The sequence below is a fragment of the Pseudomonas sp. PME37.24/025 genome, from assembly GCF_055556615.1.
Map to the genome: position 1 here is coordinate 362345 of NZ_JBVHNK010000004.1, position 25499 is coordinate 387843.

Here is a 25499-nt window from a genome sequence, read left to right on the forward strand (position 1 = left end):
CCACAGGTTGTTTGTATGCCTCAGCAATAATCAAAGATTTCCGGAGTACGCCATGGCTATCGCCGTTCCCGTGAACGCGGGCACTGACCCCACCTTGAAGCAGCGGCTCAAGCACGCCGAGCGGATCAACCGCTGGAAAGCACAAGCCTTGATCGCGCCGTTGGTGCTGTTTCTGTTGCTGGTGTTCCTGGTGCCAATCGTGGCGCTGCTCTACAAAAGCGTTGGTAACCCGGAAGTGGTCGGCGTCATGCCGCGCACCGTGGCGGCCATCGCCAGTTGGGACGGCCGAGGCCTGCCGGCGGAGCCTGTGTACAAGGCCGCCAGCGAAGACCTCGCCGAAGCCCGCAAGAATCAGACCTTGGGCGACTTGTCCAAACGCTTGAACATGGAATTGGCCGGCTACCGCAGCCTGTTGACCAAAACCGCACGCGCCTTGCCGTTCGCCACTGAGCCGGCTTCTTATAAAGAAGCGCTGGAAGGCCTCGACGAGCGCTGGGGCGATCCGGCCTATTGGCAGGTCGTGCGCCGCAACACCAGTGGCGTGACGCCTTATTACCTGCTGGCCGCCGTCGATCACCGCATTGACGACCTCGGCGAAATCGCTCCGGCCACCCCGGATCAGGCGATCTACCTCGACATCTTCGCCCGGACTTTCTGGATGGGCTTGATCATCACCGTGATTTGTCTGGTGCTGGCCTATCCGTTGGCTTACCTGCTGGCGAACCTGCCGTCGCGGCAAAGCAACCTGTTGATGATTCTGGTGCTGTTGCCGTTCTGGACCTCGATTCTGGTGCGGGTCGCCGCGTGGATTGTGTTGCTGCAATCGGGCGGCTTGATCAATAGCGGTCTGATGGCCATGGGCGTCATCGATAAGCCGTTGGAGCTGGTGTTCAACCGCACCGGGGTCTACATCTCGATGGTGCACATCCTGCTGCCGTTCATGATTCTGCCGATCTACAGCGTGATGAAAGGCATCTCGCCGACCTACATGCGGGCAGCGATTTCCCTCGGCTGCCACCCGTTCGCCAGTTTCTGGCGGGTGTATTTCCCGCAGACCTATGCCGGTGTCGGCGCCGGTTGCCTGTTGGTGTTCATCCTCGCCATCGGCTACTACATCACCCCGGCGTTGCTGGGCAGCCCGAACGATCAGATGGTCAGTTATTTCGTCGCCTTCTACACCAACACCAGCATCAACTGGGGCATGGCGACCGCACTCGGTGGGCTGTTGTTGTTGGCGACCGTGGTGCTTTATCTGATTTACAGCTGGCTGGTGGGTGCCAGTCGCCTGCGCCTGAGCTAAGGGGAGAATGAAATGCTGAGTCCTTATATGTCGCCCATCGAACGGGTGTGGTTCTACAGCTTGCGGATTCTCTGCGGCTTGATTCTGTTGTTCCTGATTTTGCCGGTGCTGGTGATCATTCCGCTGTCATTCAATTCGGGGAGTTTTCTGGTTTATCCGCTGCAAGGTTTCTCACTGCACTGGTACCAGGACTTCTTTGCTTCGGCCGAATGGATGCGTTCGTTGAAGAACAGCATGATCGTGGCCCCGGCAGCGACGGTACTGGCGATGATCTTCGGCACGCTGGCGGCGATCGGCCTGACCCGGGGCGATTTCCCGGGCAAACCGCTGGTGATGGCGCTGGTGATTTCGCCGATGGTGGTACCGGTGGTGATCATTGGTGTAGCCAGTTACCTGACCTTTGCCCCACTGGGGTTCGGCAACAGCTATCTCTCGCTGATCGTCGTGCACGCCGTGCTGGGCGTGCCGTTCGTGATCATCACGGTGTCGGCGACCTTGCAGGGGTTTAACCAGAACCTGGTGCGGGCCGCTGCAAGCCTGGGGGCTTCGCCGCTGACCGCGTTTCGTCGGGTGACATTGCCGTTGATTGCGCCGGGCGTGATTTCCGGTGCGCTGTTTGCCTTTGCCACCTCATTCGATGAAGTGGTGGTGACGCTGTTCCTTGCCGGTCCGGAACAAGCGACCTTGCCTCGGCAGATGTTCAGCGGCATCCGCGAAAACCTCAGCCCGACGATCGCCGCTGCCGCGACGCTGTTGATCGCGTTCTCGGTGATCCTGTTGCTGACGCTGGAATGGCTGCGCGGGCGCAGCGAAAAACTGCGCACCGCACAGGTCTGAAATTACACACAGCTCAAAATGTGGGAGCGGGCTTGCTCGCGAAGACGGTGTATCAGTCAACACTGATGTTGGATGTCATGACGCCATTGCGGGCAAGCCCGCTCCCACAGGTGTTTTGTGTGATGTTCGGGATTTCCATTCATTCACAGCCTCAATAGCAGACAAACCCCAATCCCCAGCTACTATTGTGCCCAGCTCCCCTATCTATAAGAGGCTGCGCATATGAGTCTTTCCTCTTTCAAAATCGCTCACAAACTGATCACCGGCGCAGGTGCCATCGAGCAACTCGCGGCCGAATTGACGCGTCTGGACATCGACAACCCGTTGATCGTCACCGATGCCGCACTGGTCAAGTCCGGTACGGTAGAGCTGGCGCTGGCGCAGCTGGGCGAGCGCAGTTACGAGATTTTCGACCGAGTGTTGCCGGACCCGGAGATCGCCATCGTCGAAGATTGCATGCGGGTTTACCGTGAAGGCGGGCATGACGGGCTGATCGGTCTTGGTGGAGGCAGTGCCATCGACATCGCCAAGAGTGTTGCAGCCTATGCCGGTTACCACGGCGCCCTGGAGGATTTGTTTGGCGTCGATCAGGTGCCGCGCAAAGGCCCGCCGCTGATTGCCATCCCGACCACTGCCGGCACCGGTTCGGAAGTGACCAACGTGGCCATCCTCTCCGACAAGGTCGCGCAGCTGAAGAAGGGCATTATCAGCGATTACCTGTTGCCGGACGTGGCGCTGGTCAGCCCGCAAATGACCCTGACCTGCCCACGCAGTGTCACCGCTGCCAGTGGCGTCGATGCGCTGGTGCACGCCATCGAGTCCTACCTGTCGCTCAATGCCTCGCCAATCACCGATGCCCTGGCCATTGGCGCGATCAAACTGATTACCAAGGCGCTGCCCAAGGCCTACGCCAATCCCTCTCATCTACAAGCCCGCGAAGACATGGCCACCGCCAGCCTGATGGCCGGCATGGCGTTCGGCAATGCCGGGGTCGGCGCGGTGCATGCGTTGGCGTATCCGCTGGGTGGGCGTTTCAACATTGCCCATGGCGTCAGCAATGCCTTGCTGCTGCCGTATGTCATGACCTGGAACAAGATGGCTTGCGTGGAGCGCATGCAGGATATTGCCGAGGCCATGGGGGTGAAGACCGCTCATCTGAGCGCCAACGACGCGGCGGACAAAGCCGTGGAGGCGATGACCGAGCTGTGCGCCGCGGTGGAAATCCCATTGGGCCTGCGCAGTTTCGGGGTGCCCGAGGACGCGATCCCGGCCATGGCCGTGGAAGCCGCCGGCATCGAGCGCCTGATGCGCAATAATCCGCGCAAGCTGAGTGCCATCGATATCGAGAAGATCTACCGAGCGGCCTATTAGTACCCAATCATCGCAGCACGGTGCGCGCGTCAAAGCATGAGGTATACAATGCGCGCCATCGTGATTCTGCTCAAAAAAGGTGCGTCATGCAGCCCTTCGTCATTGCTCCGTCGATTCTCTCCGCCGACTTCGCCCGCTTGGGCGAGGAAGTGGACAACGTCCTGGCCGCCGGCGCCGACTTCGTGCACTTCGATGTCATGGACAACCATTACGTGCCCAACCTGACCATCGGCCCGATGGTCTGCGCCGCGCTGCGCAAGTACGGCGTGACCGCGCCGATCGATGCGCACTTGATGGTCAGCCCGGTGGACCGCATCGTCGGTGACTTCATCGAAGCCGGTGCGACCTACATTACTTTCCACCCGGAAGCCACGCAGCACGTCGACCGTTCCCTGCAATTGATCCGCGAAGGCGGCTGCAAGGCAGGGCTGGTGTTCAACCCGGCAACCCCGCTGGACGTGCTCAAGTACGTAATGGACAAGGTCGACATGATCCTGCTGATGAGCGTCAACCCAGGTTTTGGCGGGCAGAAGTTCATTCCCGGTACCCTCGACAAGCTGCGTGAAGCGCGGGCACTGATTGATGCCTCCGGGCGTGACATTCGTCTGGAAATCGACGGCGGCGTGAATGTGAACAATATTCGTGAAATCGCCGCCGCAGGCGCCGACACTTTCGTGGCCGGTTCGGCGATTTTCAATGCGCCGAACTATCAGGAAGTGATTGAAAAAATGCGCTCCGAACTGGCGCTGGCTCGCCCATGAGTGGTTTTGAGCAGCTGTTCCCCGGGCGTCTGCCGCGGCTGGTGATGTTCGATCTGGATGGCACCCTGGTCGATTCGGTCCCCGACCTCGCGGCGGCTGTGGATAACATGCTGCTCAAGCTCGGGCGTCAACCTGCTGGTATCGAACCGGTGCGCGAGTGGGTTGGCAACGGCGTGCACATGCTGGTGCGCCGGGCCTTGGCCAACCACATCGACGCCGAGGGTGTCGATGAGGTCGAGGCCGAGCGTGCCCTGGAATTGTTCAACGGCTTTTATGAAGACGGTCACGAACTGACGGTGGTTTACCCCGGCGTGCGTGACACCCTCAAGTGGCTGAACAAACAAGGCGTCGAAATGGCGCTGATCACCAACAAGCCGGAGCGCTTTGTCGCGCCGCTGCTGGATCAGATGAAGATCGGCCGTTACTTCAAATGGATCATCGGTGGCGACACCCTGCCGAACAAGAAACCTGACCCGGCCGCGCTGTTTTTCGTGATGAAAATGGCCAACATTCCGGCGTCTCAATCGTTGTTCGTCGGCGACTCGCGCAGCGATGTGCTGGCGGCGAAAGCGGCGGGGGTCAAATGCGTGGCCCTCAGTTATGGCTATAACCACGGTCGGCCGATTGCCGAAGAGTCGCCGGCGCTGGTGATCGACGATCTGCGCAAACTAATTCCCGGTTGCCTGGATCCGGCCGCTGAGATAACGTTGCCCGACGCTGTTCAACCCCCTGCTGGAAACGCCATCGTGGTGGTCACTCGCAAACTCTGGATGAAAGTCATCAAGGCCCTGGCCCGTTGGCGTTGGCGCGCCTGACTTGTTCCTGGCCGGCGTACCGGCGCGTTTGCATACCTGACCGTTAGACCCTCAAGCCACGAGGCACCTCATGATCCGCGAAGAATTCCTGCGTTTGGCCGCTGCCGGCTACAACCGCATCCCGCTTGCCTGCGAAACCCTGGCCGACTTCGACACGCCGCTATCGATCTACCTGAAGCTGGCCGACGAGCCCAACTCCTACCTGCTGGAGTCGGTGCAGGGTGGCGAGAAATGGGGCCGTTATTCGATCATCGGCCTGCCGTGCCGCACCGTGCTGCGAGTACATGATCACCACGTCAGCGTGACTCACGATGGCGTCGAGATCGAAAGTCACGATGTTGAAGACCCGCTGGCTTTCGTCGAAACCTTCAAGGCGCGCTACAACGTGCCGACCATCTCCGGTCTGCCGCGCTTCAATGGCGGCCTGGTGGGCTACTTCGGTTATGACTGCGTGCGCTATGTGGAGAAGCGTCTGGGCAAATGCCCGAACCCGGATCCACTGGGCGTACCGGACATTCTGCTGATGGTGTCCGATGCGGTGGTGGTGTTCGACAACCTCGCCGGCAAGATGCACGCGATCGTCCTGGCCGATCCGGCGCAGGAAGACGCCTTCGAGCAAGGCCAGGCGCGTCTGCAAGCGCTGCTGGAACAACTCCGTCAGCCCATCACTCCGCGCCGTGGCCTGGACTTCAGCAAGCAGCAATCGGCTGATCCGGTATTCCGTTCGAGTTTCACCCAGGACGATTACGAAAAAGCCGTCGACACCATCAAGGAATACATCCTGGCCGGTGACTGCATGCAGGTTGTGCCGTCCCAGCGTATGTCGATCGACTTCAAGGCTGCGCCTATCGACCTGTACCGGGCGTTGCGCTGTTTCAACCCGACGCCTTATATGTACTTCTTCAATTTCGGTGACTTCCACGTCGTCGGCAGTTCGCCGGAAGTACTGGTGCGGGTCGAAGACAACCTGATCACCGTGCGCCCGATTGCCGGCACCCGTCCGCGAGGCGCCAACGAAGAGGCTGACGTGGCGCTGGAGAAAGACCTGCTGTCGGACGACAAGGAAATCGCCGAGCATTTGATGCTGATCGATCTGGGGCGCAACGACACTGGTCGCGTTTCGGAGATCGGTTCGGTGAAGCTCACCGAGAAGATGGTCATCGAGCGTTATTCCAACGTGATGCACATCGTGTCCAACGTTACTGGCCAATTGAAGGCCGGGCTGACAGCGATGGACGCGCTGCGGGCGATCCTGCCGGCGGGTACCTTGTCGGGCGCGCCGAAGATTCGCGCGATGGAAATCATCGACGAACTGGAGCCGGTCAAGCGTGGCGTCTACGGTGGCGCGGTGGGTTACTTCGCCTGGAACGGCAACATGGACACGGCGATTGCGATCCGCACCGCAGTGATCAAGAACGGCGAACTGCACGTGCAGGCCGGTGGCGGCATCGTCGCCGACTCGGTGCCGGCGCTGGAATGGGAAGAAACCCTGAACAAGCGCCGCGCCATGTTCCGCGCCGTGGCCCTGGCTGAGCAGACGCCGGACACCTGAGTTCACGCAATACCTGTGGGAGCGAGCCTGCTCGCGATGGGGCCAGCACAGCCGACATTGATGTTGCCTGACCCATCGCTATCGCGAGCAGGCTCGCTCCCACATGGATCTCACCACCATAAAAAAACGCGGCACCTGTGAGGGCGCCGCGTTTTTTATTGCCCGGGATTTAGAAGTCCAACGCTACCCCAACGTTAATGCCTTGCTGGGTAAAGTCATCATCCTTGCGGATATCGTAGCTGGCGCGCAACGCCAGATCCTTGGTGAGGTTGTGACTCACGCCCAGGTCCAAACGGTTCAGGTTGGTCTGCGGAGTGTAGCCGGCCAGGGTGTAGTGGTTGTTCGGCAGGCTGTTGAGGTTCATGGTCACGTCCTGGGTGTCGTCGTTGTACTCACGTTCGTGAGCCAGTTCGCCAAACACCTGGGTCTGTGGGGTGATCTGGTACTTGCCCTGAATCCCGAGACCCAGGCGCCGAGAGATGCGCGACTGGTCATCGAAGGTCAGCGCGGTGGAGTCAGCGCCATCTTCCGAGTACCCGTCGACTTCAACCTTGGCGAAATCAGCGCTGACGAACGGCGACAGGTGCCAAGGGCTGGTTGCTTCTGGTGCGATGTCGTAACCCAGCCGGCCGCTGAAGGCCAGTACATAACCGTCGGTATCGGCTTTCTCCCCTCGCTCGTTGACCCCCAGTTGGAATTTGCGTTTGAGGCTGTCGTAGTCCAGATGCCCGGCCGTCAGTGCCGCGTCACCCCACCAGCGGTTCTGCTGGTACTGGGCGAAAGCCGTACCCATGTACGTGTTGAGCTTGTAGTCCGAATCGTTATCACCGGCTTCGAGTTTCTGATTGTAGAAGCCAGCCGCCAGGCCAACACGCCACGCTTCATTCAGCCGGTAGCTGCCACCGACGTTCAGGTTGTAGCCATTACCGTCAGCACTGGCGCCGCTGCGCTGACTGTCGAAATCCTGATGCTGGCCGCCGCCGGCAACAATGGCGCGCCATTGACCGACGCCTTGCCAGTTCTCCCAATCGGCCAGCCACTGGTTACGCAATTCATCCTGGTGCGCGCGCACGGTGCCTTGGGCCATTTCTGGCAGCAGCGTCAGTTCCCATGGCGCGGCCAGTAGTGAATAGGCGTAATCGGCAATCAGGCGTTGCCCGGCTTCGGTCGGGTGCACCGAGTCGTTGTAGATCAGTTTGGTCGGGTCCGGGGTGGCACTGTTGATCCCGTAGCGGGTGTTCTCGGTGCAACTGTTGCCGCTGAAGCAGGTGGCGCTCAGGTTCTGGTCGGTGGCCAGACCGAATTGCGCCGGGTTGGCGAACGTTTCTTTGAGCAGCACCGGAATGTTCAGCGGAATGACGTTGGCATTAACGCTTTGCAGCTGGCTCACCAGTTCGCTGTTGAACTGGTTGCTGAGCTGGGACGTGAACGCTTGCAGAGACGTGCCGTTGAAAGCCGGGGTAAAGCCGATGTCCGGCAGCAACCAGACCATGATGTAGCGGGCACCGGCCTGTTGCAGGGTTTGCACGCTGCTGGCCAGGCGATCGGCGGCGGCGCTGGCCTGGGGCAGACTGGTCACGCGACCTTGAAGGAAGTCGTTACCACCGCCCGAGAGGTAATACAGTGCGTTCGGATCGGCGCGGAAGTTGTTCGACGGCAGATAGCCTGCGCGGGTACGTTCGCCGGTGGCGGAGGTGCTGGTGATCGAGTCGAGAATCTGGTCGGTGCGATAACCGCCAACCGCCCAGTTGTTGCCATCGGGCAAGCCTTCGTTGGCGCGTACCGCCGAGGAAGAAGACGCCGTCTGGTCCGGTGAGAACCCCAGTCTCCCGCCCAGAATTTGCGTGGCATTGAGCGAGCGCACTTCACCGCTGCCGTCCAGGTAGACCGGGCCGGTGCGATTGGTGAAACGTTGGGTCGCCCCGGCAGGCCCGCCGGTATCGGTGAAGGTCCCGGCATCGCTGAGGCTGTCGCCGAAGACGACGAAATTCGAATAAGGATTGGGCGCGGCGATCGCCTGGGCACAGGCAGCAGCGAGCAGACATCCAGCGAGCGGTACAAACAACGTCTGTTTGATCATGAGCAAGTCCGTTTATTTATTGTTGTAGTAAACGAAACGACAGTACCAAAAACTTTCGGCCTTTTGCCATCTGTCGTGAACCCTTCGTTTGTTTCGCAAGCTGTCGCCCCGGCCATATTGCACGCTCTGCCCAGCTAAGTTACTGTGCCGAGACGTATGAATGAGACCTTCCCCGTGTTGATCGTCAGCAAACTCCTGGATCAAGTCATCAAGGCACACGCCCGTTGGCGTTGGCGCGCCTGAATCTTTTCTGCCGGCCTGGCCGGACCTGTACCGCTTTGCCTTCTTTACCTGTATGAAATGCCGCTTTGCTGGCGCCACTCCAGCACCTGACAAAGCAGCGCACTGCGGGTAAATCATTCGAAGGCCGTATTAAAAGTCAGTGAATTCAAGAGGTTCTTAACGCCATGTTGCTGATGATCGATAACTACGACTCTTTTACTTACAACGTTGTGCAGTACCTCGGCGAGCTAGGCTCCGAGGTCAAAGTCGTGCGCAACGATGAACTCACCATTGCCGAAATCGAAGCCCTCAAACCTGAGCGCATTGTCGTGTCCCCGGGTCCATGCACCCCGACCGAAGCCGGTATTTCCATTGAGGCAATCAAGCACTTCGCCGGCAAGTTGCCGATTCTCGGCGTTTGCCTGGGTCACCAGTCCATCGGCCAGGCCTTTGGTGGCGATGTGGTCCGTGCCCGTCAAGTCATGCACGGTAAGACTAGCCCGGTATTCCACGAGGACAAGGGCGTCTTCGAAGGTCTCAATCGCCCGCTGACGGTTACCCGTTATCACTCGCTGATCGTCAAGCGCGAAACCCTGCCCGATTGCCTGGAACTGACCGCCTGGACCCAGCTCGAAGACGGCTCGGTCGACGAGATCATGGGTCTGCGCCACAAGACGCTGAACATCGAAGGTGTGCAATTCCACCCTGAGTCTATCCTCACCGAACAGGGTCACGAGCTGTTCGCCAACTTCCTCAAACAAACCGGCGGCACGCGCTAAGGACTTTCCATGGATATCAAGACAGCCCTGAGCCGTATCGTCGGCCACCTCGATCTCAGTACTGATGAGATGCGCGATGTCATGCGCGAAATCATGACCGGACAATGCACGGATGCGCAGATCGGCGCGTTCATGATGGCCATGCGCATGAAGAGCGAAAGCATCGACGAGATCGTCGGCGCCGTGACGGCGATGCGCGAGTTGGCGGACAAGGTTGAACTCAATACCCTCGACGGCGTGGTCGATGTGGTCGGCACCGGCGGCGACGGTGCGAACATTTTCAACGTCTCCACCGCGTCATCGTTTGTCGTCGCGGCGGCCGGTTGCACCGTGGCCAAGCATGGTAACCGTGCGGTGTCGGGCAAAAGCGGCAGCGCCGATTTGCTGGAAGCGGCCGGTATCTACCTGAACCTGACGCCGGTCCAGGTGGCGCGCTGCATCGACAACGTCGGCATCGGTTTCATGTTTGCCCAGACTCACCATAGCGCCATGAAGCACGCCGCCGGCCCACGCCGCGAGCTGGGCTTGCGCACGCTGTTCAACATGCTCGGCCCGCTTACGAATCCGGCCGGTGTGAAACATCAGGTAGTGGGTGTGTTCAGTCAGGCGTTGTGCCGGCCATTGGCTGAAGTTTTGCAACGTCTGGGCAGCAAACACGTGCTGGTGGTGCACTCGAAGGATGGCCTGGACGAGTTCAGTCTGGCGGCACCGACCTTTGTGGCGGAATTGAAGAATGACCAGATCACCGAGTATTGGGTCGAGCCCGAAGACCTGGGAATGAAGAGCCAGAGCCTGCACGGTCTGGCGGTGGAAAGCCCGGCGGCCTCCCTTGAGCTGATTCGCGATGCCTTGGGCAAGCGCAAGACCGAGAACGGTCAGAAAGCCGCCGAGATGATCGTGCTCAATGCCGGTGCCGCGCTGTACGCCGCCGACCATGCCAGCAGTTTGAAAGAAGGCGTTGCCCTGGCGCACGATGCGCTGCACACAGGCCTCGCTCGGGAAAAACTTGAGGAATTGGGTGCATTTACCGCGGTATTCAAAGTGGAGAATGAGGGATGAGTGTACCGACGGTTCTGGAAAATATTCTGGCCCGCAAAGTTCAGGAAGTCGCCGAGCGTAGCGCTCGCGTGAGTCTCGCGGAGCTGGAAAATCTGGCCAAGGCGGCCGATGCACCCCGTGGTTTTGCCAAGGCATTGATCGATCAGGCCAAGACGAAGCAGCCGGCGGTCATTGCTGAAATCAAGAAGGCTTCGCCAAGCAAAGGCGTGATTCGCGAGAACTTCGTGCCTGCGGACATTGCCAGAAGTTACGAAAAGGGCGGGGCCACTTGCCTGTCGGTGCTCACCGACATCGATTACTTCCAGGGGGCCGATGCGTATCTGCAGCAGGCACGGGCTGCGTGCAAGCTGCCGGTGATCCGCAAGGATTTCATGATCGATCCGTACCAGATCATCGAAGCCCGTGCTCTGGGCGCTGACTGCGTGCTGTTGATCGTCTCCGCACTGGACGATGTGAAAATGGCCGAGCTGGCTGCCGTGGCCAAAAGCGTCGGTCTCGATGTGCTGGTGGAAGTCCACGATGGCGACGAGCTGGAGCGGGCCTTGAAAACCCTCGACACGCCGCTGGTGGGCGTGAACAACCGCAACCTGCACACCTTCGACGTCAATCTGGAAACCACTCTCGACCTGTTGCCGCGTATCCCGCGTGATCGTCTGGTAATTACTGAAAGTGGCATTCTTAACCGGGCCGATGTCGAGCTGATGGAAATCAGCGATGTGTATGCGTTCCTGGTCGGCGAAGCGTTCATGCGCGCCGAAAGCCCGGGTACCGAATTGCAGCGCTTGTTCTTTCCCGAGCGCGGCGTTCCAGTGAGCGGTTCTACGCTCGACTGATTACACGCAGACCGAGTCGACCCCATCGCGAGCAGGCTCGCTCCCACAAGAGATCTACTCCAATGTGGGAGCGAGCCTGCTCGCGATGGCGGCATAAGTAGCGCCACAGACTTCATGTCCAACGGAATACCTTATGACCTCACCAACCCCACTGACCATCGAAGCCGGCCTGCTCGCCGAACAGGATCTGTTGGCCCATGTGTGCACCGGTGAATCGGAGTTCGGTCTGCTGTTCTGGCAACCCACTGACCGCGCATTGGTCATGCCCCGTCGCTTGAATCGCCTGCCACAGTTCGAGGCCGCGTGCGAAGTCTCCGCTGCCGCCGGCTGGCCGGTACTATTGCGTGAAACCGGCGGTGAGCCAGTGCCGCAATCGGCCTCGACGATCAACATCGCACTGGTCTATGCCCCGCCGCGCAGTGAAGGCGATCTGAACCGCATCGAAACCGGCTACCGGCGTCTGTGCGATCCGATCTGTCAGTTACTGGATGAGTTGGGCGGCACTTCGTCGTTGGGCGAAATCGCGGGCGCGTTCTGCGACGGCCGTTTCAACGTCAACCTTGATGGTCGCAAGATGGTCGGCACCGCTCAGCGTTGGCGCCAGAGCAAGGGCGGTCAGCGTCCGGTCGGGCTGGTGCATGGGGCGATGTTGATTGATAACGAACGAGAGTCGATGGTCGCGGCGGTTAATCGCTTCAATGAAGCCTGTGGCCTGGAACAGCGGGTTCGCGCGGAAAGCCACATCGCCCTGCATGAAAAGTTTGCCGCTCCTGATGTGCTGGAACGGCTCGACACGCTATACCGACGTTGCTGGCAGAAATGCTCGGGACTTAAATCAGGCGCTTGAGTTTTCGAGCTTAGCGCGTACCGAAGACCACCATGGTCTTGCCTTTGACGTTGACCAGGTTGCGCTCTTCCAGATCCTTGAGCACGCGGCCGACCATCTCACGGGAGCAACCGACAATCCGGCCGATTTCCTGACGGGTCACCTTGATCTGCATGCCGTCCGGGTGGGTCATCGCGTCTGGTTGCTTGCACAGCTCCAGCAGGCAGCGCGCAACGCGACCGGTCACGTCGAAGAACGCCAGGTCGCCGACCTTGCGCGTGGTATTGCGCAGGCGCTGTGCGATTTGTCCGCTGAGCACGTAAAGAATGTCTGGATCTTGTTGGGACAGCTCGCGGAATTTCGCGTAGCTGATTTCCGCGACTTCGCATTCGATCTTGGCACGTACCCAGGCGCTGCGTTCCTGTTCCAGGCCGGCTTGCTCAAACAGACCCAGCTCGCCGAAAAAGTCGCCGGAGTTGAGGTAGGCAATGATCATTTCACGGCCGTCGTCATCCTCAATCAGGATGGTTACCGAGCCTTTGATGATGAAAAACAACGTGTCCGAGCGGTCACCTGCACAAATGATGTTGCTCTTGGCGGCATAGCGACGGCGCTGGCAGTGCATCAACAGTTTGTCGAGGTTTTTGATTTTGGGTGTGGGGGTAATAGCAACCATGGTTGTATCCCGAAAAGACTGCACGGTGTGTTTGTTTTTTGTAGGAGTTGGCGAAGCCTGCAATCCTTTTTTGTTCGCTGCAAAGCTGGCCATGCGCCACTGAGTTGGCGCCAGCTTAACAGACGCATTCCTTCAAGATTTGAGAATTTGCCTACGACGCAGATGGTTATGTCCTAGGAAGGCGAAGCGCTGCCAATCAAGGGCCCTGTGCTAAGCTGGCGACCCTTTTTATACAGTGGAGTCTTGGCGATGAAGGCACGCATCCAATGGGCTGGCGAAGCCATGTTCCTCGGTGAATCTGGCAGCGGTCATGTCGTGGTCATGGACGGACCGCCCGATGCCGGCGGTCGTAATCTGGGTGTCCGGCCAATGGAAATGCTCCTGCTGGGAGTTGGCGGTTGCAGCAATTTCGATGTGGTCAGCATCCTCAAGAAGTCCCGTCAGGCCGTGGAAAGCTGCGAAGCCTTCCTCGAAGCCGAGCGTGCGACCGAAGATCCGAAGGTTTTCACCAAGATCCATATGCACTTCGTGGTCAAGGGCCGCGGGCTGAAAGAAGCTCAGGTCAAGCGCGCCATCGAGCTGTCGGCCGAGAAGTATTGCTCGGCCTCGATCATGCTCGGCGCGGCCGGCGTGGCGATTACCCACGACTACGAAATCATCGAACTCGGTTGAATCGACATTCAACTATCATAAAAGCAGTGCAGACTCTGGCGATCCATAGCTGACGTCTGCATAATGCGCCACTTTTTTCAGGGCAGTGATCGGTCAGCCGACAGGTCGCTTGCCTGAACAGACAACCAAAATCGCCATCGCGAAGAGGTGTTAACCGTCCTACGCAGGTGCGTCGTTCGCATCTGACGGGCATGCTTGATCACGCGGCCAGCCCGCAATACATAGAGAGTTTTTAACGGTGAAAAGCAAACTCAAGCTCCACGGGTTCAATAACCTGACAAAGACCTTGAGCTTCAACATCTATGACATCTGCTACGCGGAAACCCCGCAAGACCAACAGGCTTACGTCGAGTACATCAATAAAGAGTACAACGCCAAACGCCTGACGCAGATCCTCACAGAAGTTGTCGATATCATTGGTGCCAACATCCTGAATATCGCCAGTCAGGACTATGAACCCCAAGGTGCCAGCGTCACGATTCTGATCTCTGAAGAGCCGGTGACCCCGACTGACAGTCAGATCGAAGAGTCTCCGGGCCCATTGCCCGAAATCATCCTGGCCCACCTCGACAAGAGCCACATCACGGTGCATACCTATCCGGAAATCCATCCGGTGGACGGTATCGCGACGTTCCGTGTGGATATCGACGTGTCGACCTGTGGCGTCATTTCACCGCTCAAAGCGCTTAATTTCCTGATTCACCAGTTCGATTCGGACATCGTGACTGTGGATTACCGCGTGCGCGGCTTCACCCGTGACGTTGAAGGCAAGAAGCACTTCATCGACCACGAGATCAACTCGATCCAGAACTACCTCTCCGATGACACCCGCGACGCGTACCAGATGACCGACGTGAACGTGTACCAGGAAAACCTGTTCCACACCAAAATGCTGTTGAAGAACTTCGAACTGGATAACTACCTGTTCGGCGACGCCACCAGCAACCTGTCCTCTGAGCAACGTGCCCAGGTGACTGAGCGTGTGAAACACGAAATGCTCGAAATCTTCTACGCGCGCAACATGCCGAGCTAAGATTTTTCGGATACAAAAAAGGCGACTACCGTGCGGTAGTCGCCTTTTTTATTGCTGCCTGTCAGACAGACCGTGCTATGGCCTTCGCGAGCAAGACCGCTCCCACATGGAACTGTGTTCACAGAACTACTGTGGGAGCGGGCTTGCTCGCGAAGAGGCCTGATCTGAAGACGCTTCCGTCAGATCCGATAAGTACTCTTCGTCATCACCTTGGCCAACAAACTCATGCCGAACTTCACCGGTGCCGGAAAACGAAACCCACCCGCATCCAGCGCGCTTTCGGCGTGGTGTTCTTCATCAATGCGCATTTGCTCCAGGATCGCCCTGGATTTCTCGTCCTCGGCGGGCAGTTGTTCAAGGTGTTCGTTCAGGTGTTTGCAGACCTGATGCTCGGTGGCAGCAACGAAACCCAAGCTGACTTTGTCGCTGATCAACCCGGCGACCGCGCCAATCCCGAACGACATGCCGTAGAAAAGCGGATTGAGGATGCTGGTATGGCTGCCCAGCTGATGAATGCGTTGTTCGCACCAGACCAGATGGTCGATTTCTTCTTCGGCAGCGTTCTCCATGGCAGCGCGCACTTTTGGCAGCTTGGCGGTCAGGGCCTGACCTTGATACAGCGCCTGGGCGCAGACTTCACCGGTATGGTTGATGCGCATCAAACCGGCGACGTGCCGGGTGTCCTCATCGCTCATTTGCGCATCCGGCTGCACGATGGCAGGCGACGGACGGTAGGGCTGACCACTGAAGGGCAGCAAAGTACGCATCGCGGCATCGGCTTGCAGCAGAAGACGGTCAATCGGCGAGTAGTGACGTTGGGTAGTCATGCTGACCTCAGGAAAGAATCTCGGCGGCCAGTTTAACCCAATCGGCCGGGGGAGGGTTTGCGCTGGGTCATCTGTGGCGAGGGAGCTTGCTCCCGCTCGGCCGCGAAGCGGTCGTAAATTCAACCCATCGGTTCTGTCTGGAAAAACTCGATGCGTGGATTTTGGGCTGCTTCGCAACCCAGCGGGAGCAAGCTCCCTCGCCACATAAACCTACTGCTTGCAATCAGCCCGGCGGCCAGTGCATCTGGCGTTGACCCAGCACGTGCATATGAATGTGATAGACGGTCTGCCCGCCCAATTCATTGCAGTTCATGACCACCCGGAAACCTTCTTCACAGCCCAACTCCAGAGCCAGACGCTGGGCCGTGAACAGAATATGCCCGGCCAAAGCCTTGTCGTCCTCGGTGAGGTCATTAAGGGTGCGAACCGGCTTCTTCGGGACTACCAGGAAATGCACGGGGGCCTGCGGCGCGATATCGTGGAAGGCCAGTACCTGGTCGTCCTCGTAAATGATCTTCGCCGGGATTTCCCGGTTGATGATCTTGGTGAACAGAGTATCCACAGCTGTTTTCTCCGTTGTTTGGGCTGGCCTGAGTGTAACCATGGGTTATGTCAGAGCCCAGTCTTTTGCCTTGAGGATTGATCAGCGCGGGCAATAGGCTTTGTTGACCATGCCCGCGATTGTCCGGGTCAGCCAGCGCGAGCCGAGCCGCGGCAGGAATGCGAACCAGCGATTCAGGCGACCGGGGACAATAATGGCGCGATTTCGCTCCAGGGCGCGCACGGTATAAAGCGCGACTTCCTCGGGGCTCATCAGCCTTTTGCTCTGGTCCAGTTTGTCGGTGTCCAGTTGCGCGTTACGAAAAAACGCCGTACGGGTCGGGCCAGGGCAGAGCACCGACACCTTGACCGCGCATTTCTTCAGTTCGACGCGCAAGCCTTCGGAAAAATGCAGTACGTAAGCCTTGCTGGCGTAATAAGTGCTCATCCATGGACCGGGATGAAACGCTGCGACCGAGGCGACGTTCAGAATTTGTCCGCCGCCCTGCAAGGCCATGCTGTTGCCGATGGCATGACACAAGCGCGTGAGGGCCAGGATGTTCACTTCGATCAAGTCCTGCTCGGTCATCCAGTCCTGAGCCAGGAACGGACCGCAGGTACCGATGCCGGCACAGTTGACCAGCAAATCTATCTGCCGGTCGCCTTCCTCCAGCTCCAGCAAAAATCCGGAAAGCCTTAGCGGCTCGCCCAGGTCACAGGCGCGAAACAACACTTCCACACCAAAACGTTGGGTCAATTCAATCGCAATACTTTCCAGCTGATCACGCTGTCGGGCCACCAGAATCAGGCTGCGGCCGCGTCGGGCCAGCGCTTCGGCCATTGCCAGGCCGATGCCGCTGGAAGCGCCAGTGATCAGAGCGTAACGGGTCATGCAGTTCTCCATCGCAACAGCTCCGCGCCGGCGACGCAGGTGTCACGGGCGGGGAGCGCTGTTCATTCTTTCGCAGAGTCTACAGTGGGCTCGGCTGCTTCGGCTGCATCATCGGATGAATTTGGCGCTTGTTCGGCCTCTTCGGCCGGCTCGACTTCAACTTCGTCGGTGATCACCGAGCTGCTTTGATAGGTGCTATCGGTGGCGCTTTCGTACTCATCCTGGATCGCGGTGAGGCCTCCAGTCAGCCCGCCGACGAACATGATCGCGATAAACACCAGCCACAGCGAAGCCAACACCCTGACTGCGTTGCTGTTGGGCGGTGGTGGTGCTCCATATCGGTTGGCAGTGTTGTTACCCGGCACGATCATGATCACGAACGGAAAAATGCTGCCCACGACCGGCACAAGGTTCAGCAGCCAGAGCCAGCCGGACCAGCCGATATCGTGCAGGCGCTGCACACTGAACTGGATGCTGATGAATGCGAGCACCACGACCAGGACAAAGGCCAGCAGACCCGCGAGAATCAAGCCAGCAGTCGCGTTCGTGCTGATGAGCGTGAAGACGAAAATAGCCAACACGGAGCCAACGCCAAGCGTCACCAGCGTAAGCGCCATCGTCCAGGCCAGAAAGCGCAAGCGACCGATGCGGCCAATGAAACTGAATGCCTTGAGTGCAGAAAACTCCGGCAATGCTTCGCCGACAGAGGCTCGGGGCGGCGCATAGGGAGAATCGGGATCTGCCGTGACAGGTTGGCTGTTGTCAGGGACGTGTTCGTGAACGTCGGACAGGTTCAGCTCGATCGAGGGTTCTGTTTCGATTCGGGCATCGATGCCGGTTTTCGTCAGCGCCTGAAGGTAAGTCTGCGCGTCGGTGTGTGACAGGTCGCGTTTGAGCGCAACCTTGCGGCCACTGAACAGGCGTTCGATGGCCGCGACATCGCTTTTGAACAGCTCGGCGAGATTGAGCTTCGCGGTGGTGGCGTCAACACCTGGCTGCAGAGCGCCATCGAAGACGATCTTGAAACGGTTTTCGCTCATGGCCGAGGCATCCTTGTCGCGAGAGTTTGTAATAGACGGTGCTGCAAGTATGGAGTGTAGGGCCAGCCGGATTTGGCTGGCCAAGTTTTTCTGTCAGCGCGGCCAGCGCTTGGGCAGCGCCGCCGCCAGTTCCAGCGCCTTGCGGTATTCGGAGTCGAGACGTGCGACCAGTTGATCGACACTCGGCAGGTCCTCGATTTCTCCGACGCCCTGACCTGCGGACCACACGGTTTTCCAGGCTTTGGCTTCATCGCTCAAGGGCTTGAGCTTGGAGCCGAAGTTCACCTCGCCCTTGTCTTGCAGGGCTGCCATGTCGAAACCGGCGGCCTCCAGGCTCCGACGCATGAAGCTTGCCGGTACGCCCGACACCGCTGGAGTATGGACGATGTCTGCTGCTCTGGAAGTCAGGAGCATCTCCTTATACGCGTCAGGCGCATGACTTTCCGTGGTACCGATAAATCGCGTACCGAAGTAGGCCAGATCCGCGCCGAGCAATTGCGCGGCAAGAATTTCATGGCCATGGTTCAGGCAGCCGGCCAGCAGCAGGGTCTTGTCGAAAAACTGGCGAATCTCGGCGATCAGCGAAAACGGGCTCCAGGTCCCGGCGTGACCACCGGCGCCCGCAGCCACGGCGATCAAACCGTCCACGCCGGCCTCGGCGGCTTTCTCTGCGTGGCGACGCGTCGTCACGTCGTGAAACACCAGGCCTCCATAGCTGTGCACGGCGTCGACCAATTCCTTCACGGCACCGAGGCTGGTGATCACGATCGGTACTTTGTGCTCGATGCAGATCGCCAGGTCCGCCTGCAATCGCGGGTTGCTGTTGTGGACGATCAGGTTCACCGCGTAAGGCGCGGGGTTTTCCAGTGTCGCCAGTCCTGCTTCGATCTCTTCCAGCCAGGCCTTGAAACCGCTGCTCTCACGCTGGTTCAGCGCGGGGAAACTGCCAACCACGCCATTACGGCAGCAAGCGAGCACCAGCTCAGGGTTGGAAATCAGGAACATCGGCGCCGCCACCACGGGCAAGCGCAAACGTTGTTCGAGCAAAGCGGGCAACGACATTGGAAGTACCCCGGGTGAATTATGCTTGTTGGATTAAAACGGCCGAACGACGACCAGAATTACGATAGCCAGCAATATCAGAACCGGCACTTCATTGAACCAGCGATAAAAGACATGGCTGCGGGTGTTTTCGCCACGGGCAAAACGTTTTACCTGAGCACCACACATGTGGTGGTAACCGATCAGGATCACCACCAGGGTCAACTTGGCGTGAATCCACGCACCCTGACTGAATATGCTTGGGTTCAGGCCGATCAGTGCGATGCCGAAAATCAAGGTGGCGATCATCGCCGGCCCCATGATGCCGCGGTACAGCTTGCGCTCCATGATGCTGAAGCGTTCCTTGCTGACGGTGTCTTCGCTTTGGGCGTGATAGACGAACAGGCGCGGCAGGTAAAACAGGCCGGCAAACCAGCAGACCATGCTGACGATGTGAAGCGCTTTGAGCCACAGATAAAGCATTTTTAGTTATTCCCAGGTTCACGGTAGCCCGAATAGTAGAGGCTTGTGCCGCCACACGTCACCTTGACGGTTGTCGCAGAGCCGCGCGGCCCCTATTATCGACGGCTTTCCAGTGGGTTCGTTGAGGGCAGGTTTATGGTCAAGGTCGGTATCGTCGGCGGCACGGGTTACACCGGTGTCGAACTGCTGCGTCTGTTGGCACAGCATCCGCAAGCTGAAGTGGTAGTGATCACTTCCCGATCCGAGGCCGGCCTGGCCGTGGCCGATATGTACCCGAACCTGCGAGGCCATTACGACGGCCTGGCGTTCAGTGTTCCGGACATCAAGACCCTCGGGGCCTGCGACGTGGTGTTCTTCGCCACGCCGCACGGTGTTGCCCATGCTCTGGCGGGGGAGTTGCTGGCGGCCGGGACCAAGGTCATCGACCTGTCGGCAGACTTCCGTCTGCAAGACGCCGATGAGTGGGCCAAATGGTACGGTCAGCCGCACGGCGCGCCAGAACTGCTGGAGGAGGCGGTTTACGGCTTGCCGGAAGTCAATCGCGAGCAAATCAAGCAAGCGCGCCTGATTGCTGTGCCGGGTTGCTACCCGACTGCCACGCAACTGGGTTTCCTGCCATTGCTTGAGGCCGGTCTGGCAGATACCACTCGTTTGATTGCAGACTGCAAGTCCGGCGTCAGCGGTGCTGGTCGTGGCGCTTCTGTAGGTTCGCTGTACTCCGAGACGTCGGAAAGCATGAAGGCCTACGCCGTCAAAGGGCACCGTCATTTGCCGGAAATCCGCCAGGGTCTGCGTCGTGCAGCGGGCAAGGACGTGGGGTTGACCTTCGTTCCGCACCTGACGCCAATGATTCGCGGCATTCACTCGACACTCTACGCGACTGTCGTGGATCGCTCGGTGGATCTGCAAGCGTTGTTCGAAAAGCGCTATGCCAACGAACCGTTCGTCGATGTAATGCCTGCCGGCAGCCATCCGGAAACCCGTAGCGTGCGCGGCGCCAACGTTTGCCGTATTGCCGTGCATCGTCCGCAGGATGGTGATCTGGTGGTGGTATTGTCGGTGATCGACAATCTGGTCAAAGGCGCGTCGGGTCAGGCGGTGCAGAACCTGAATATCCTGTTCGGTCTGGATGAGCGTCTGGGTCTGTCCCATGCGGGCATGCTGCCGTAAGGCTTTATCCCGATCAGCAAAAAGGCCCGTCGAACGGGCCTTTTTGCATTGTGGTCTGACAATTGGGTTGATTGATATACCGTAACAATAGTTGACCGATTTTCTGGGAGAAGCGGATAATGCGCGTCATCACGCATTATGGCGGCGTAACGCCGGGAGATAGTCAGCATGAGCGTCGAATCCTTCACCCCCACGGCTTTGCAATTCACCCACGGTGCCGCGCACAAGGTGAAGAGCCTGGTCGATGAAGAGGGGAATGATCGCTTGAAGCTGCGCGTATTCGTTACGGGCGGCGGTTGTTCAGGGTTTCAGTACGGCTTCACCTTCGATGAAGAAGTGGCCGATGACGACACCATCGTCGAGCGCGAAGGCGTCAGCCTGGTGGTCGATCCGATGAGCTTCCAGTACCTGGCAGGTGCCGAAGTGGATTACCAGGAAGGTCTGGAAGGTTCGCGTTTCGTGATCAAGAACCCGAACGCTACCACCACGTGTGGCTGCGGCTCTTCGTTCTCGATCTGATCGCACCTCACCGCATTACCAGGCGCCGCAGGGTCTCAGGACTCCGCGGCGTTTTGCTGTCTGGGGTTCAGGCTCAGGCGGGGTAGATGGCGCCGAGAATGCGTAAGCCGCGGGCACCGGTGACACTCGGGCGGTTGGCTGCGATACCTTCCAGGCAGCAATGGGCCAGCCAGGCGAAGGCCATGGCTTCGACCCAGTCCGGGTCCACACCATAGGCAGCGGTGCTACTGACTTTCGCATTCGGCAACAGGCTGGCCAAGCGCTTCATCAATGTTGCGTTGTGCGCGCCGCCACCACAAACCAGCAGCTCCCGTGTATCCGATTGGGCGCTTTGCAATGACTCGACAATGGTCAGCGCAGTCAGCTCAAGCAGCGTGGCCTGAACGTCTTCGGCAGCGAAGGTTGGCAGCTGCGACAGATGCTGCATCAGCCACGGCAGATTGAACACTTCGCGGCCGGTGCTCTTCGGGCCCTGAGTCACAAAGAATGGATCACTGAGCAGCTCGTTCAACAGAGCCGGTTCAACCTTGCCGCTGGCAGCCCAATGGCCGTCACGATCAAAGTTGTCACCACGTTGCTGATGAATCCAGGCATCCAGCAGGACATTCCCGGGGCCGCAGTCAAATCCTGCAACAGGCTTACCGGGTTCGATCAGGCTGAGGTTGCTGAATCCGCCGACGTTCAATACCGCGCGGTTGCCAGGCCGTTCTTCAAACAGGGCTTCGTGAAAGGCTGGAACCAGTGGCGCGCCTTGTCCGCCTGCGGCTACATCGCGGCTGCGGAAATCGCTGACGACGGTGATGCCGGTCAACTCGGTGAGCAAGGCCGGGTTGCCGATTTGCACCGTGAACCCGCGCGCCGGCTCGTGGCGAATGGTCTGGCCGTGGCTGCCAATTGCGCGAATGTCGGCGGGCTTCAGATTTTGTTGGTCGAGGAGGGTATGAACGCCCTGTGCGGCCAGTTTCACCCAATTCTGCTGGGCAATGGCGGAGCGGGCAATCTCGTCCGGGCCGCTGGCGCACAAGCCAAGCAGCTCGGCGCGCAGGGAATCAGGCATAGGGATGTAGTGGGTGGCGATCAGCTTGATTGCCGGGGCTTGCTCGATCAACGCAATGTCCAGGCCATCAAGGCTGGTCCCGGACATCACACCTATATAGAGCACCATGGCTTAGCGTTTACTCGAAGCCAGCTGGGTGGTTTTCTCTTGATCCATGCGCGCCATCAGCGGTTGGCTTTGCGCGAGGAAGCGTGAGCGTTCAGCTTTGGAGATCGGATCGGCCATCGCCACCTTCTGACCCAGCGGGTCGACGTGCACGCCATTGACCTGGAACTCGTAGTGCAAGTGCGGACCGGTGGAGAGACCGGTGGTGCCGATGTAGCCGATCACCTGACCTTGCTTGACGCTGCCGCCAGTCTTGATGCCTTTGGCGAAGCCCTGCATGTGGCCGTACAACGTGCGGTAGGTGCTGCCGTGCTGGATGATCACGGTGTTGCCATAACCGCCGCGGCGACCGGCCAACAATACTTGGCCGTCGCCGGCAGCCTTGATTGGTGTGCCGCGTGGTGCTGCGTAATCGACACCCTTGTGGGCGCGGATTTTGTTCAGGATCGGGTGCTTGCGGCCCATGGAGAATTTCGAGCTGATGCGGGCGAAGTCTACCGGAGTACGGATAAACGCCTTGCGCATGTTGTTGCCGTCAGCTGTGTAGTAGCTGCTGTTACCTTGTTTGTTGGTGTAGCGCACCGCGGTGTAAGTCTTGCCGCGGTTGGTGAAGCGTGCTGAGAGGATCGGGCCATTGCCGACAGCTTTGCCGTTGACGACCTTCTGTTCATAGATCACATCGAACTCGTCACCCTGGCGAATATCCTGAGCGAAGTCGACGTCATAGCCAAACACACTGGCCATATCCATGGTCAGGCTGTGGGACAAACCTGCTCGGGCGGCAGATTGCGACAGCGAGCTGTTGATCACGCCATGAACGTAGGCGGAGCGAACAGTGGGCTTGGCAGTAATGCGGTTGAACGTATAACCCTTGTCGTTCTTGGTCAGGCTGATGCTTTCCATGTCGCTGACTTTGCTGTGCAAATTGGTCAGCTGGCCATCCGGGCCCAGTTCGAACTCAAGCTTCTGGCCATGTTTGAGTTGGCTGAATTGTTTGGCCTGCTTGTCGCTGGCCAATACTTCATGCACTGAAGTGGCTGGAAGACCGACTTTTTCGAACAAAGTCGAGAGAGTGTCGCCTTTGCTAACAATCACTTCCTTATGGCCTGGCGCCTTCTTCTCTTCGACGACTGGCGCGGGAGCAGGGGCGGGGGTGGCCTGGGCGGTTTCCTGAGTGTCCTCGGCGCTGTTTTCGATCTGCGCGAAGGGGGAGGCGGCCGGTTCATTTGTGGCTTGAATGGCGTCGGCAGCGTCTTGATCTTGTGTCAGTTGTTCAGCAGGGCTTTCCAGTTCAAGACTCAGGGTCGTCTTTTTGGCTTCAACATCACTGGAAGGGAATACCAGAAGCGCCAGGCTGAGAAGAGCGGCGATCCCACTTGCTGCGAGCAGGTGGGTCTTCGGGTAAAGCGGTGGCGCTTTAGACGGTTCTGTGGTCATAGGTAATTTTGACTTTGAAAAGATGAATTGGAAAAGATGAATGACATGATGAAGACGAAATAACTGTATAAAATATAACCAAATCATCTATGAAGCAAGTCTGCGAACGCTCTGTCCGTGGATTGGCGTCCGTGCGCCGGGCAAAACTTGTATTTGGTGCGCGATCTTGTATGGTTGTTCCCCTTTGAATCTGAGCCTTGCGGGTCTGTTATGAAGTCGGTTGAAGAGCAGCTAGCGCTGATCAAACGTGGTGCAGAAGAACTGTTGGTCGAGTCCGAGCTGATCGAGAAACTCAAGCGTGGCCAACCGCTGCGTATTAAGGCAGGCTTCGATCCGACCGCGCCGGATTTGCACCTGGGTCACACCGTGCTTATTAATAAGCTGCGTCAGTTCCAGGAACTGGGTCACCAGGTGATCTTCCTTATCGGTGACTTCACCGGGATGATCGGTGATCCAAGCGGCAAGAGCGCGACACGTCCTCCGCTCACCCGTGAGCAGGTTCTCGAGAATGCCGAGACCTACAAGACTCAGGTCTTCAAGATTCTTGATCCGGCCAAGACTGAAGTGGCATTCAACTCCACCTGGATGGATCAGATGGGGCCGGCCGACTTCATTCGCCTGACTTCGCAATACACCGTGGCTCGCATGCTCGAGCGCGACGATTTCGACAAGCGCTACACGACCAATCAGCCAATTGCTATTCACGAGTTCCTCTATCCGCTGGTTCAGGGGTATGACTCGGTTGCGTTGCGCGCGGATGTCGAGCTGGGTGGTACCGATCAGAAGTTCAACCTGCTGATGGGGCGCGAGCTGCAGCGTAGTTATGGTCAGGAGGCTCAATGCATTCTGACCATGCCGTTGCTCGAAGGTCTGGATGGTGTGAAGAAGATGTCCAAGTCGTTGGGCAACTACGTCGGTATCCAGGAGGCGCCGGGTGTCATGTACGGCAAGCTGGTCTCTATTCCGGATGTGCTGATGTGGCGTTACTTCGAGTTGCTCAGTTTCCGCTCCATGGAAGAGATCAATGCTTTCCGGGCTGACGTCGAGGCAGGCGCGAATCCGCGTGACATCAAGATCAAGCTGGCCGAAGAGATTGTTGCGCGCTTCCATGGTGAAGAGGCCGCGGCCAATGCTCATCGTGCGGCGGGCAACCGTATGAAAGACGGTGAGTTGCCGGATGATCTGCCAGAGATCGAGTTGACCGCTGCCGAGGATATGCCGATCGCTGCCGTCCTTAATAAAGCGGGGCTTGTGAAGAACTCTGCCGTGGCGCGCGACCTTTTGGGTTCTGGTGGTGTGCGTATAGATGGTGAGGTTGTCGATCGCACCTTTATATATGTACTGGGTGCGACCCATGTTTGCCAGGCCGGGAAGAAGGCATTTGCGCGTATTACGCTCAAATCCGAATAAAGCTGAAATCAGGGGTTGACGGCAGATTCTGGAAGTCTATAATTCGCCCCACTTCCGGCGCAGTCGAAACGGAAAACTCCTTGGTAAACAAAGAGTTACGCAGTTTTCGGCAGCGGTTACGCTTCAGTTCATCGAAGCCAGAAGGAGTTGGTAAGGCAGTGT

At 58.6% G+C, this 25499-nt stretch carries 25 protein-coding genes; 15 read left to right on the top strand and 10 right to left on the bottom strand.

Annotation, left to right across the window (positions count from 1 at the left end; all coding sequences use genetic code 11):
• Positions 1-52: 52 nt before the first annotated feature.
• The 6 genes from ACZ3HH_RS10345 to trpE all read left to right on the top strand — a co-directional run bounded on the left by ACZ3HH_RS10345 (position 53) and on the right by trpE (position 6636).
• Positions 53-1300, top strand: coding sequence for an ABC transporter permease (locus ACZ3HH_RS10345; RefSeq protein ID WP_460144373.1), 1248 nt, complete (start codon positions 53-55; stop codon positions 1298-1300).
• A gap of 12 nt (positions 1301-1312) precedes the next feature.
• On the top strand, positions 1313-2137 hold the full coding sequence (locus ACZ3HH_RS10350) for an ABC transporter permease (RefSeq protein ID WP_258617533.1): 825 nt from the start codon (positions 1313-1315) through the stop codon (positions 2135-2137).
• Between the two features lie 222 nt (positions 2138-2359).
• Complete coding sequence (locus ACZ3HH_RS10355; RefSeq protein ID WP_465804307.1) at positions 2360-3508, top strand: iron-containing alcohol dehydrogenase; 1149 nt, start codon at positions 2360-2362, stop codon at positions 3506-3508.
• 86 nt (positions 3509-3594) lie between these two features.
• Positions 3595-4269 (top strand): ribulose-phosphate 3-epimerase, encoded by a 675-nt coding sequence (rpe, locus tag ACZ3HH_RS10360; RefSeq protein ID WP_007906892.1) that lies wholly within the window; start codon positions 3595-3597, stop codon positions 4267-4269.
• Positions 4266-5084: a phosphoglycolate phosphatase gene (locus tag ACZ3HH_RS10365; protein ID WP_465804310.1), complete on the top strand. Its 819-nt coding sequence runs from the start codon at positions 4266-4268 to the stop codon at positions 5082-5084. Before rpe ends, ACZ3HH_RS10365 begins: the two co-directional genes overlap by 4 nt.
• A gap of 70 nt (positions 5085-5154) precedes the next feature.
• Positions 5155-6636: an anthranilate synthase component I gene (gene trpE, locus ACZ3HH_RS10370; RefSeq protein ID WP_465804312.1), complete on the top strand. Its 1482-nt coding sequence runs from the start codon at positions 5155-5157 to the stop codon at positions 6634-6636.
• 169 nt (positions 6637-6805) lie between these two features.
• Here the strand turns inward: trpE and estP are convergent, their stop codons facing one another.
• Complete coding sequence (gene estP, locus ACZ3HH_RS10375) at positions 6806-8716, bottom strand: esterase EstP (protein ID WP_465804313.1); 1911 nt, start codon at positions 8714-8716, stop codon at positions 6806-6808.
• 407 nt (positions 8717-9123) lie between these two features.
• Between estP and ACZ3HH_RS10380 the strand changes: the two genes are divergently transcribed.
• The 4 genes from ACZ3HH_RS10380 to ACZ3HH_RS10395 all read left to right on the top strand — a co-directional run bounded on the left by ACZ3HH_RS10380 (position 9124) and on the right by ACZ3HH_RS10395 (position 12456).
• A complete protein-coding gene (locus ACZ3HH_RS10380; RefSeq protein ID WP_019650349.1) occupies positions 9124-9717 on the top strand; it encodes an aminodeoxychorismate/anthranilate synthase component II in 594 nt (197 codons plus the stop codon).
• Positions 9718-9726: 9 nt separating this feature from the next.
• The gene (trpD, locus tag ACZ3HH_RS10385) at positions 9727-10776 is read left to right on the top strand and encodes an anthranilate phosphoribosyltransferase (RefSeq protein WP_007906883.1); all 1050 of its coding nucleotides are present in this window, start codon (positions 9727-9729) and stop codon (positions 10774-10776) included.
• Positions 10773-11609 (top strand): indole-3-glycerol phosphate synthase TrpC, encoded by an 837-nt coding sequence (gene trpC / locus ACZ3HH_RS10390; RefSeq protein WP_465804315.1) that lies wholly within the window; start codon positions 10773-10775, stop codon positions 11607-11609. The genes trpD and trpC overlap by 4 nt, the downstream gene beginning before the upstream one ends.
• 133 nt (positions 11610-11742) lie before the next feature.
• Positions 11743-12456, top strand: coding sequence for a lipoate--protein ligase family protein (locus ACZ3HH_RS10395; protein WP_465804317.1), 714 nt, complete (start codon positions 11743-11745; stop codon positions 12454-12456).
• 10 nt (positions 12457-12466) lie between these two features.
• Here ACZ3HH_RS10395 and crp read toward each other — a convergent pair whose 3' ends face one another.
• Positions 12467-13111 carry a cAMP-activated global transcriptional regulator CRP gene (gene crp / locus ACZ3HH_RS10400; protein WP_465804318.1) on the bottom strand — a complete coding sequence of 215 codons (645 nt, stop codon included), beginning with the start codon at positions 13109-13111 and terminating at the stop codon, positions 12467-12469.
• A 249-nt stretch (positions 13112-13360) separates the two neighbouring features.
• On the opposite strand from crp, the gene ACZ3HH_RS10405 reads away from it, so the two are divergent.
• Together ACZ3HH_RS10405 and speD are read left to right on the top strand one after the other, a co-directional pair.
• The gene (locus tag ACZ3HH_RS10405) at positions 13361-13783 is read left to right on the top strand and encodes an OsmC family protein (protein ID WP_007941657.1); all 423 of its coding nucleotides are present in this window, start codon (positions 13361-13363) and stop codon (positions 13781-13783) included.
• Positions 13784-14021: 238 nt separating this feature from the next.
• Positions 14022-14816: an adenosylmethionine decarboxylase gene (gene speD, locus ACZ3HH_RS10410; RefSeq protein WP_123355745.1), complete on the top strand. Its 795-nt coding sequence runs from the start codon at positions 14022-14024 to the stop codon at positions 14814-14816.
• A 179-nt stretch (positions 14817-14995) separates the two neighbouring features.
• On the opposite strand, the gene coq7 is transcribed toward speD, so the two are convergent.
• From coq7 to hemJ, 6 genes are all read right to left on the bottom strand, one after another.
• On the bottom strand, positions 14996-15643 hold the full coding sequence (gene coq7 / locus ACZ3HH_RS10415; RefSeq protein WP_367373163.1) for a 2-polyprenyl-3-methyl-6-methoxy-1,4-benzoquinone monooxygenase: 648 nt from the start codon (positions 15641-15643) through the stop codon (positions 14996-14998).
• Positions 15644-15866: 223 nt separating this feature from the next.
• A complete protein-coding gene (locus ACZ3HH_RS10420; RefSeq protein ID WP_007906873.1) occupies positions 15867-16205 on the bottom strand; it encodes a histidine triad nucleotide-binding protein in 339 nt (112 codons plus the stop codon).
• Positions 16206-16286: 81 nt separating this feature from the next.
• Positions 16287-17075: an SDR family NAD(P)-dependent oxidoreductase gene (locus ACZ3HH_RS10425; RefSeq protein ID WP_465804322.1), complete on the bottom strand. Its 789-nt coding sequence runs from the start codon at positions 17073-17075 to the stop codon at positions 16287-16289.
• A gap of 62 nt (positions 17076-17137) precedes the next feature.
• The gene (locus ACZ3HH_RS10430; RefSeq protein WP_465804342.1) at positions 17138-18115 is read right to left on the bottom strand and encodes a DUF805 domain-containing protein; all 978 of its coding nucleotides are present in this window, start codon (positions 18113-18115) and stop codon (positions 17138-17140) included.
• 93 nt (positions 18116-18208) lie between these two features.
• Positions 18209-19177: an NAD(P)H-dependent flavin oxidoreductase gene (locus tag ACZ3HH_RS10435; RefSeq protein ID WP_465804324.1), complete on the bottom strand. Its 969-nt coding sequence runs from the start codon at positions 19175-19177 to the stop codon at positions 18209-18211.
• Positions 19178-19210: 33 nt separating this feature from the next.
• Positions 19211-19639: a protoporphyrinogen oxidase HemJ gene (gene hemJ / locus ACZ3HH_RS10440; RefSeq protein WP_046045400.1), complete on the bottom strand. Its 429-nt coding sequence runs from the start codon at positions 19637-19639 to the stop codon at positions 19211-19213.
• A 135-nt stretch (positions 19640-19774) separates the two neighbouring features.
• Between hemJ and argC the strand changes: the two genes are divergently transcribed.
• Together argC and erpA are read left to right on the top strand one after the other, a co-directional pair.
• Positions 19775-20809 carry an N-acetyl-gamma-glutamyl-phosphate reductase gene (argC, locus tag ACZ3HH_RS10445; RefSeq protein ID WP_007941665.1) on the top strand — a complete coding sequence of 345 codons (1035 nt, stop codon included), beginning with the start codon at positions 19775-19777 and terminating at the stop codon, positions 20807-20809.
• A gap of 168 nt (positions 20810-20977) precedes the next feature.
• Complete coding sequence (gene erpA / locus ACZ3HH_RS10450; RefSeq protein ID WP_007906865.1) at positions 20978-21328, top strand: iron-sulfur cluster insertion protein ErpA; 351 nt, start codon at positions 20978-20980, stop codon at positions 21326-21328.
• 73 nt (positions 21329-21401) lie between these two features.
• Here the strand turns inward: erpA and ACZ3HH_RS10455 are convergent, their stop codons facing one another.
• Positions 21402-22493 (bottom strand): anhydro-N-acetylmuramic acid kinase, encoded by a 1092-nt coding sequence (locus ACZ3HH_RS10455; RefSeq protein WP_465804327.1) that lies wholly within the window; start codon positions 22491-22493, stop codon positions 21402-21404.
• A gap of 3 nt (positions 22494-22496) precedes the next feature.
• Positions 22497-23927 carry a peptidoglycan DD-metalloendopeptidase family protein gene (locus tag ACZ3HH_RS10460; protein WP_465804329.1) on the bottom strand — a complete coding sequence of 477 codons (1431 nt, stop codon included), beginning with the start codon at positions 23925-23927 and terminating at the stop codon, positions 22497-22499.
• A 210-nt stretch (positions 23928-24137) separates the two neighbouring features.
• On the opposite strand from ACZ3HH_RS10460, the gene tyrS reads away from it, so the two are divergent.
• Positions 24138-25337, top strand: coding sequence for a tyrosine--tRNA ligase (tyrS, locus tag ACZ3HH_RS10465; protein ID WP_008008359.1), 1200 nt, complete (start codon positions 24138-24140; stop codon positions 25335-25337).
• Positions 25338-25499 lie beyond the last annotated feature (162 nt).

What these genes read in the sequence shown, in the direction of transcription:
- ACZ3HH_RS10345 (WP_460144373.1), top strand. Translation starts at nt 53, where the DNA reads ATGGCTATCGCCGTTCCCGTGAACGCGGGCACTGACCCCACCTTGAAG.
- ACZ3HH_RS10350 (WP_258617533.1), top strand. Translation starts at nt 1,313, where the DNA reads ATGCTGAGTCCTTATATGTCGCCCATCGAACGGGTGTGGTTCTACAGC.
- ACZ3HH_RS10355 (WP_465804307.1), top strand. Translation starts at nt 2,360, where the DNA reads ATGAGTCTTTCCTCTTTCAAAATCGCTCACAAACTGATCACCGGCGCA.
- rpe (WP_007906892.1), top strand. Translation starts at nt 3,595, where the DNA reads ATGCAGCCCTTCGTCATTGCTCCGTCGATTCTCTCCGCCGACTTCGCC.
- ACZ3HH_RS10365 (WP_465804310.1), top strand. Translation starts at nt 4,266, where the DNA reads ATGAGTGGTTTTGAGCAGCTGTTCCCCGGGCGTCTGCCGCGGCTGGTG.
- trpE (WP_465804312.1), top strand. Translation starts at nt 5,155, where the DNA reads ATGATCCGCGAAGAATTCCTGCGTTTGGCCGCTGCCGGCTACAACCGC.
- estP (WP_465804313.1), bottom strand. Translation starts at nt 8,716, where the DNA reads ATGATCAAACAGACGTTGTTTGTACCGCTCGCTGGATGTCTGCTCGCT.
- ACZ3HH_RS10380 (WP_019650349.1), top strand. Translation starts at nt 9,124, where the DNA reads ATGTTGCTGATGATCGATAACTACGACTCTTTTACTTACAACGTTGTG.
- trpD (WP_007906883.1), top strand. Translation starts at nt 9,727, where the DNA reads ATGGATATCAAGACAGCCCTGAGCCGTATCGTCGGCCACCTCGATCTC.
- trpC (WP_465804315.1), top strand. Translation starts at nt 10,773, where the DNA reads ATGAGTGTACCGACGGTTCTGGAAAATATTCTGGCCCGCAAAGTTCAG.
- ACZ3HH_RS10395 (WP_465804317.1), top strand. Translation starts at nt 11,743, where the DNA reads ATGACCTCACCAACCCCACTGACCATCGAAGCCGGCCTGCTCGCCGAA.
- crp (WP_465804318.1), bottom strand. Translation starts at nt 13,111, where the DNA reads ATGGTTGCTATTACCCCCACACCCAAAATCAAAAACCTCGACAAACTG.
- ACZ3HH_RS10405 (WP_007941657.1), top strand. Translation starts at nt 13,361, where the DNA reads ATGAAGGCACGCATCCAATGGGCTGGCGAAGCCATGTTCCTCGGTGAA.
- coq7 (WP_367373163.1), bottom strand. Translation starts at nt 15,643, where the DNA reads ATGACTACCCAACGTCACTACTCGCCGATTGACCGTCTTCTGCTGCAA.
- ACZ3HH_RS10425 (WP_465804322.1), bottom strand. Translation starts at nt 17,075, where the DNA reads ATGACCCGTTACGCTCTGATCACTGGCGCTTCCAGCGGCATCGGCCTG.
- ACZ3HH_RS10430 (WP_465804342.1), bottom strand. Translation starts at nt 18,115, where the DNA reads ATGAGCGAAAACCGTTTCAAGATCGTCTTCGATGGCGCTCTGCAGCCA.
- ACZ3HH_RS10435 (WP_465804324.1), bottom strand. Translation starts at nt 19,177, where the DNA reads ATGTCGTTGCCCGCTTTGCTCGAACAACGTTTGCGCTTGCCCGTGGTG.
- hemJ (WP_046045400.1), bottom strand. Translation starts at nt 19,639, where the DNA reads ATGCTTTATCTGTGGCTCAAAGCGCTTCACATCGTCAGCATGGTCTGC.
- argC (WP_007941665.1), top strand. Translation starts at nt 19,775, where the DNA reads ATGGTCAAGGTCGGTATCGTCGGCGGCACGGGTTACACCGGTGTCGAA.
- erpA (WP_007906865.1), top strand. Translation starts at nt 20,978, where the DNA reads ATGAGCGTCGAATCCTTCACCCCCACGGCTTTGCAATTCACCCACGGT.
- ACZ3HH_RS10455 (WP_465804327.1), bottom strand. Translation starts at nt 22,493, where the DNA reads ATGGTGCTCTATATAGGTGTGATGTCCGGGACCAGCCTTGATGGCCTG.
- ACZ3HH_RS10460 (WP_465804329.1), bottom strand. Translation starts at nt 23,927, where the DNA reads ATGACCACAGAACCGTCTAAAGCGCCACCGCTTTACCCGAAGACCCAC.
- tyrS (WP_008008359.1), top strand. Translation starts at nt 24,138, where the DNA reads ATGAAGTCGGTTGAAGAGCAGCTAGCGCTGATCAAACGTGGTGCAGAA.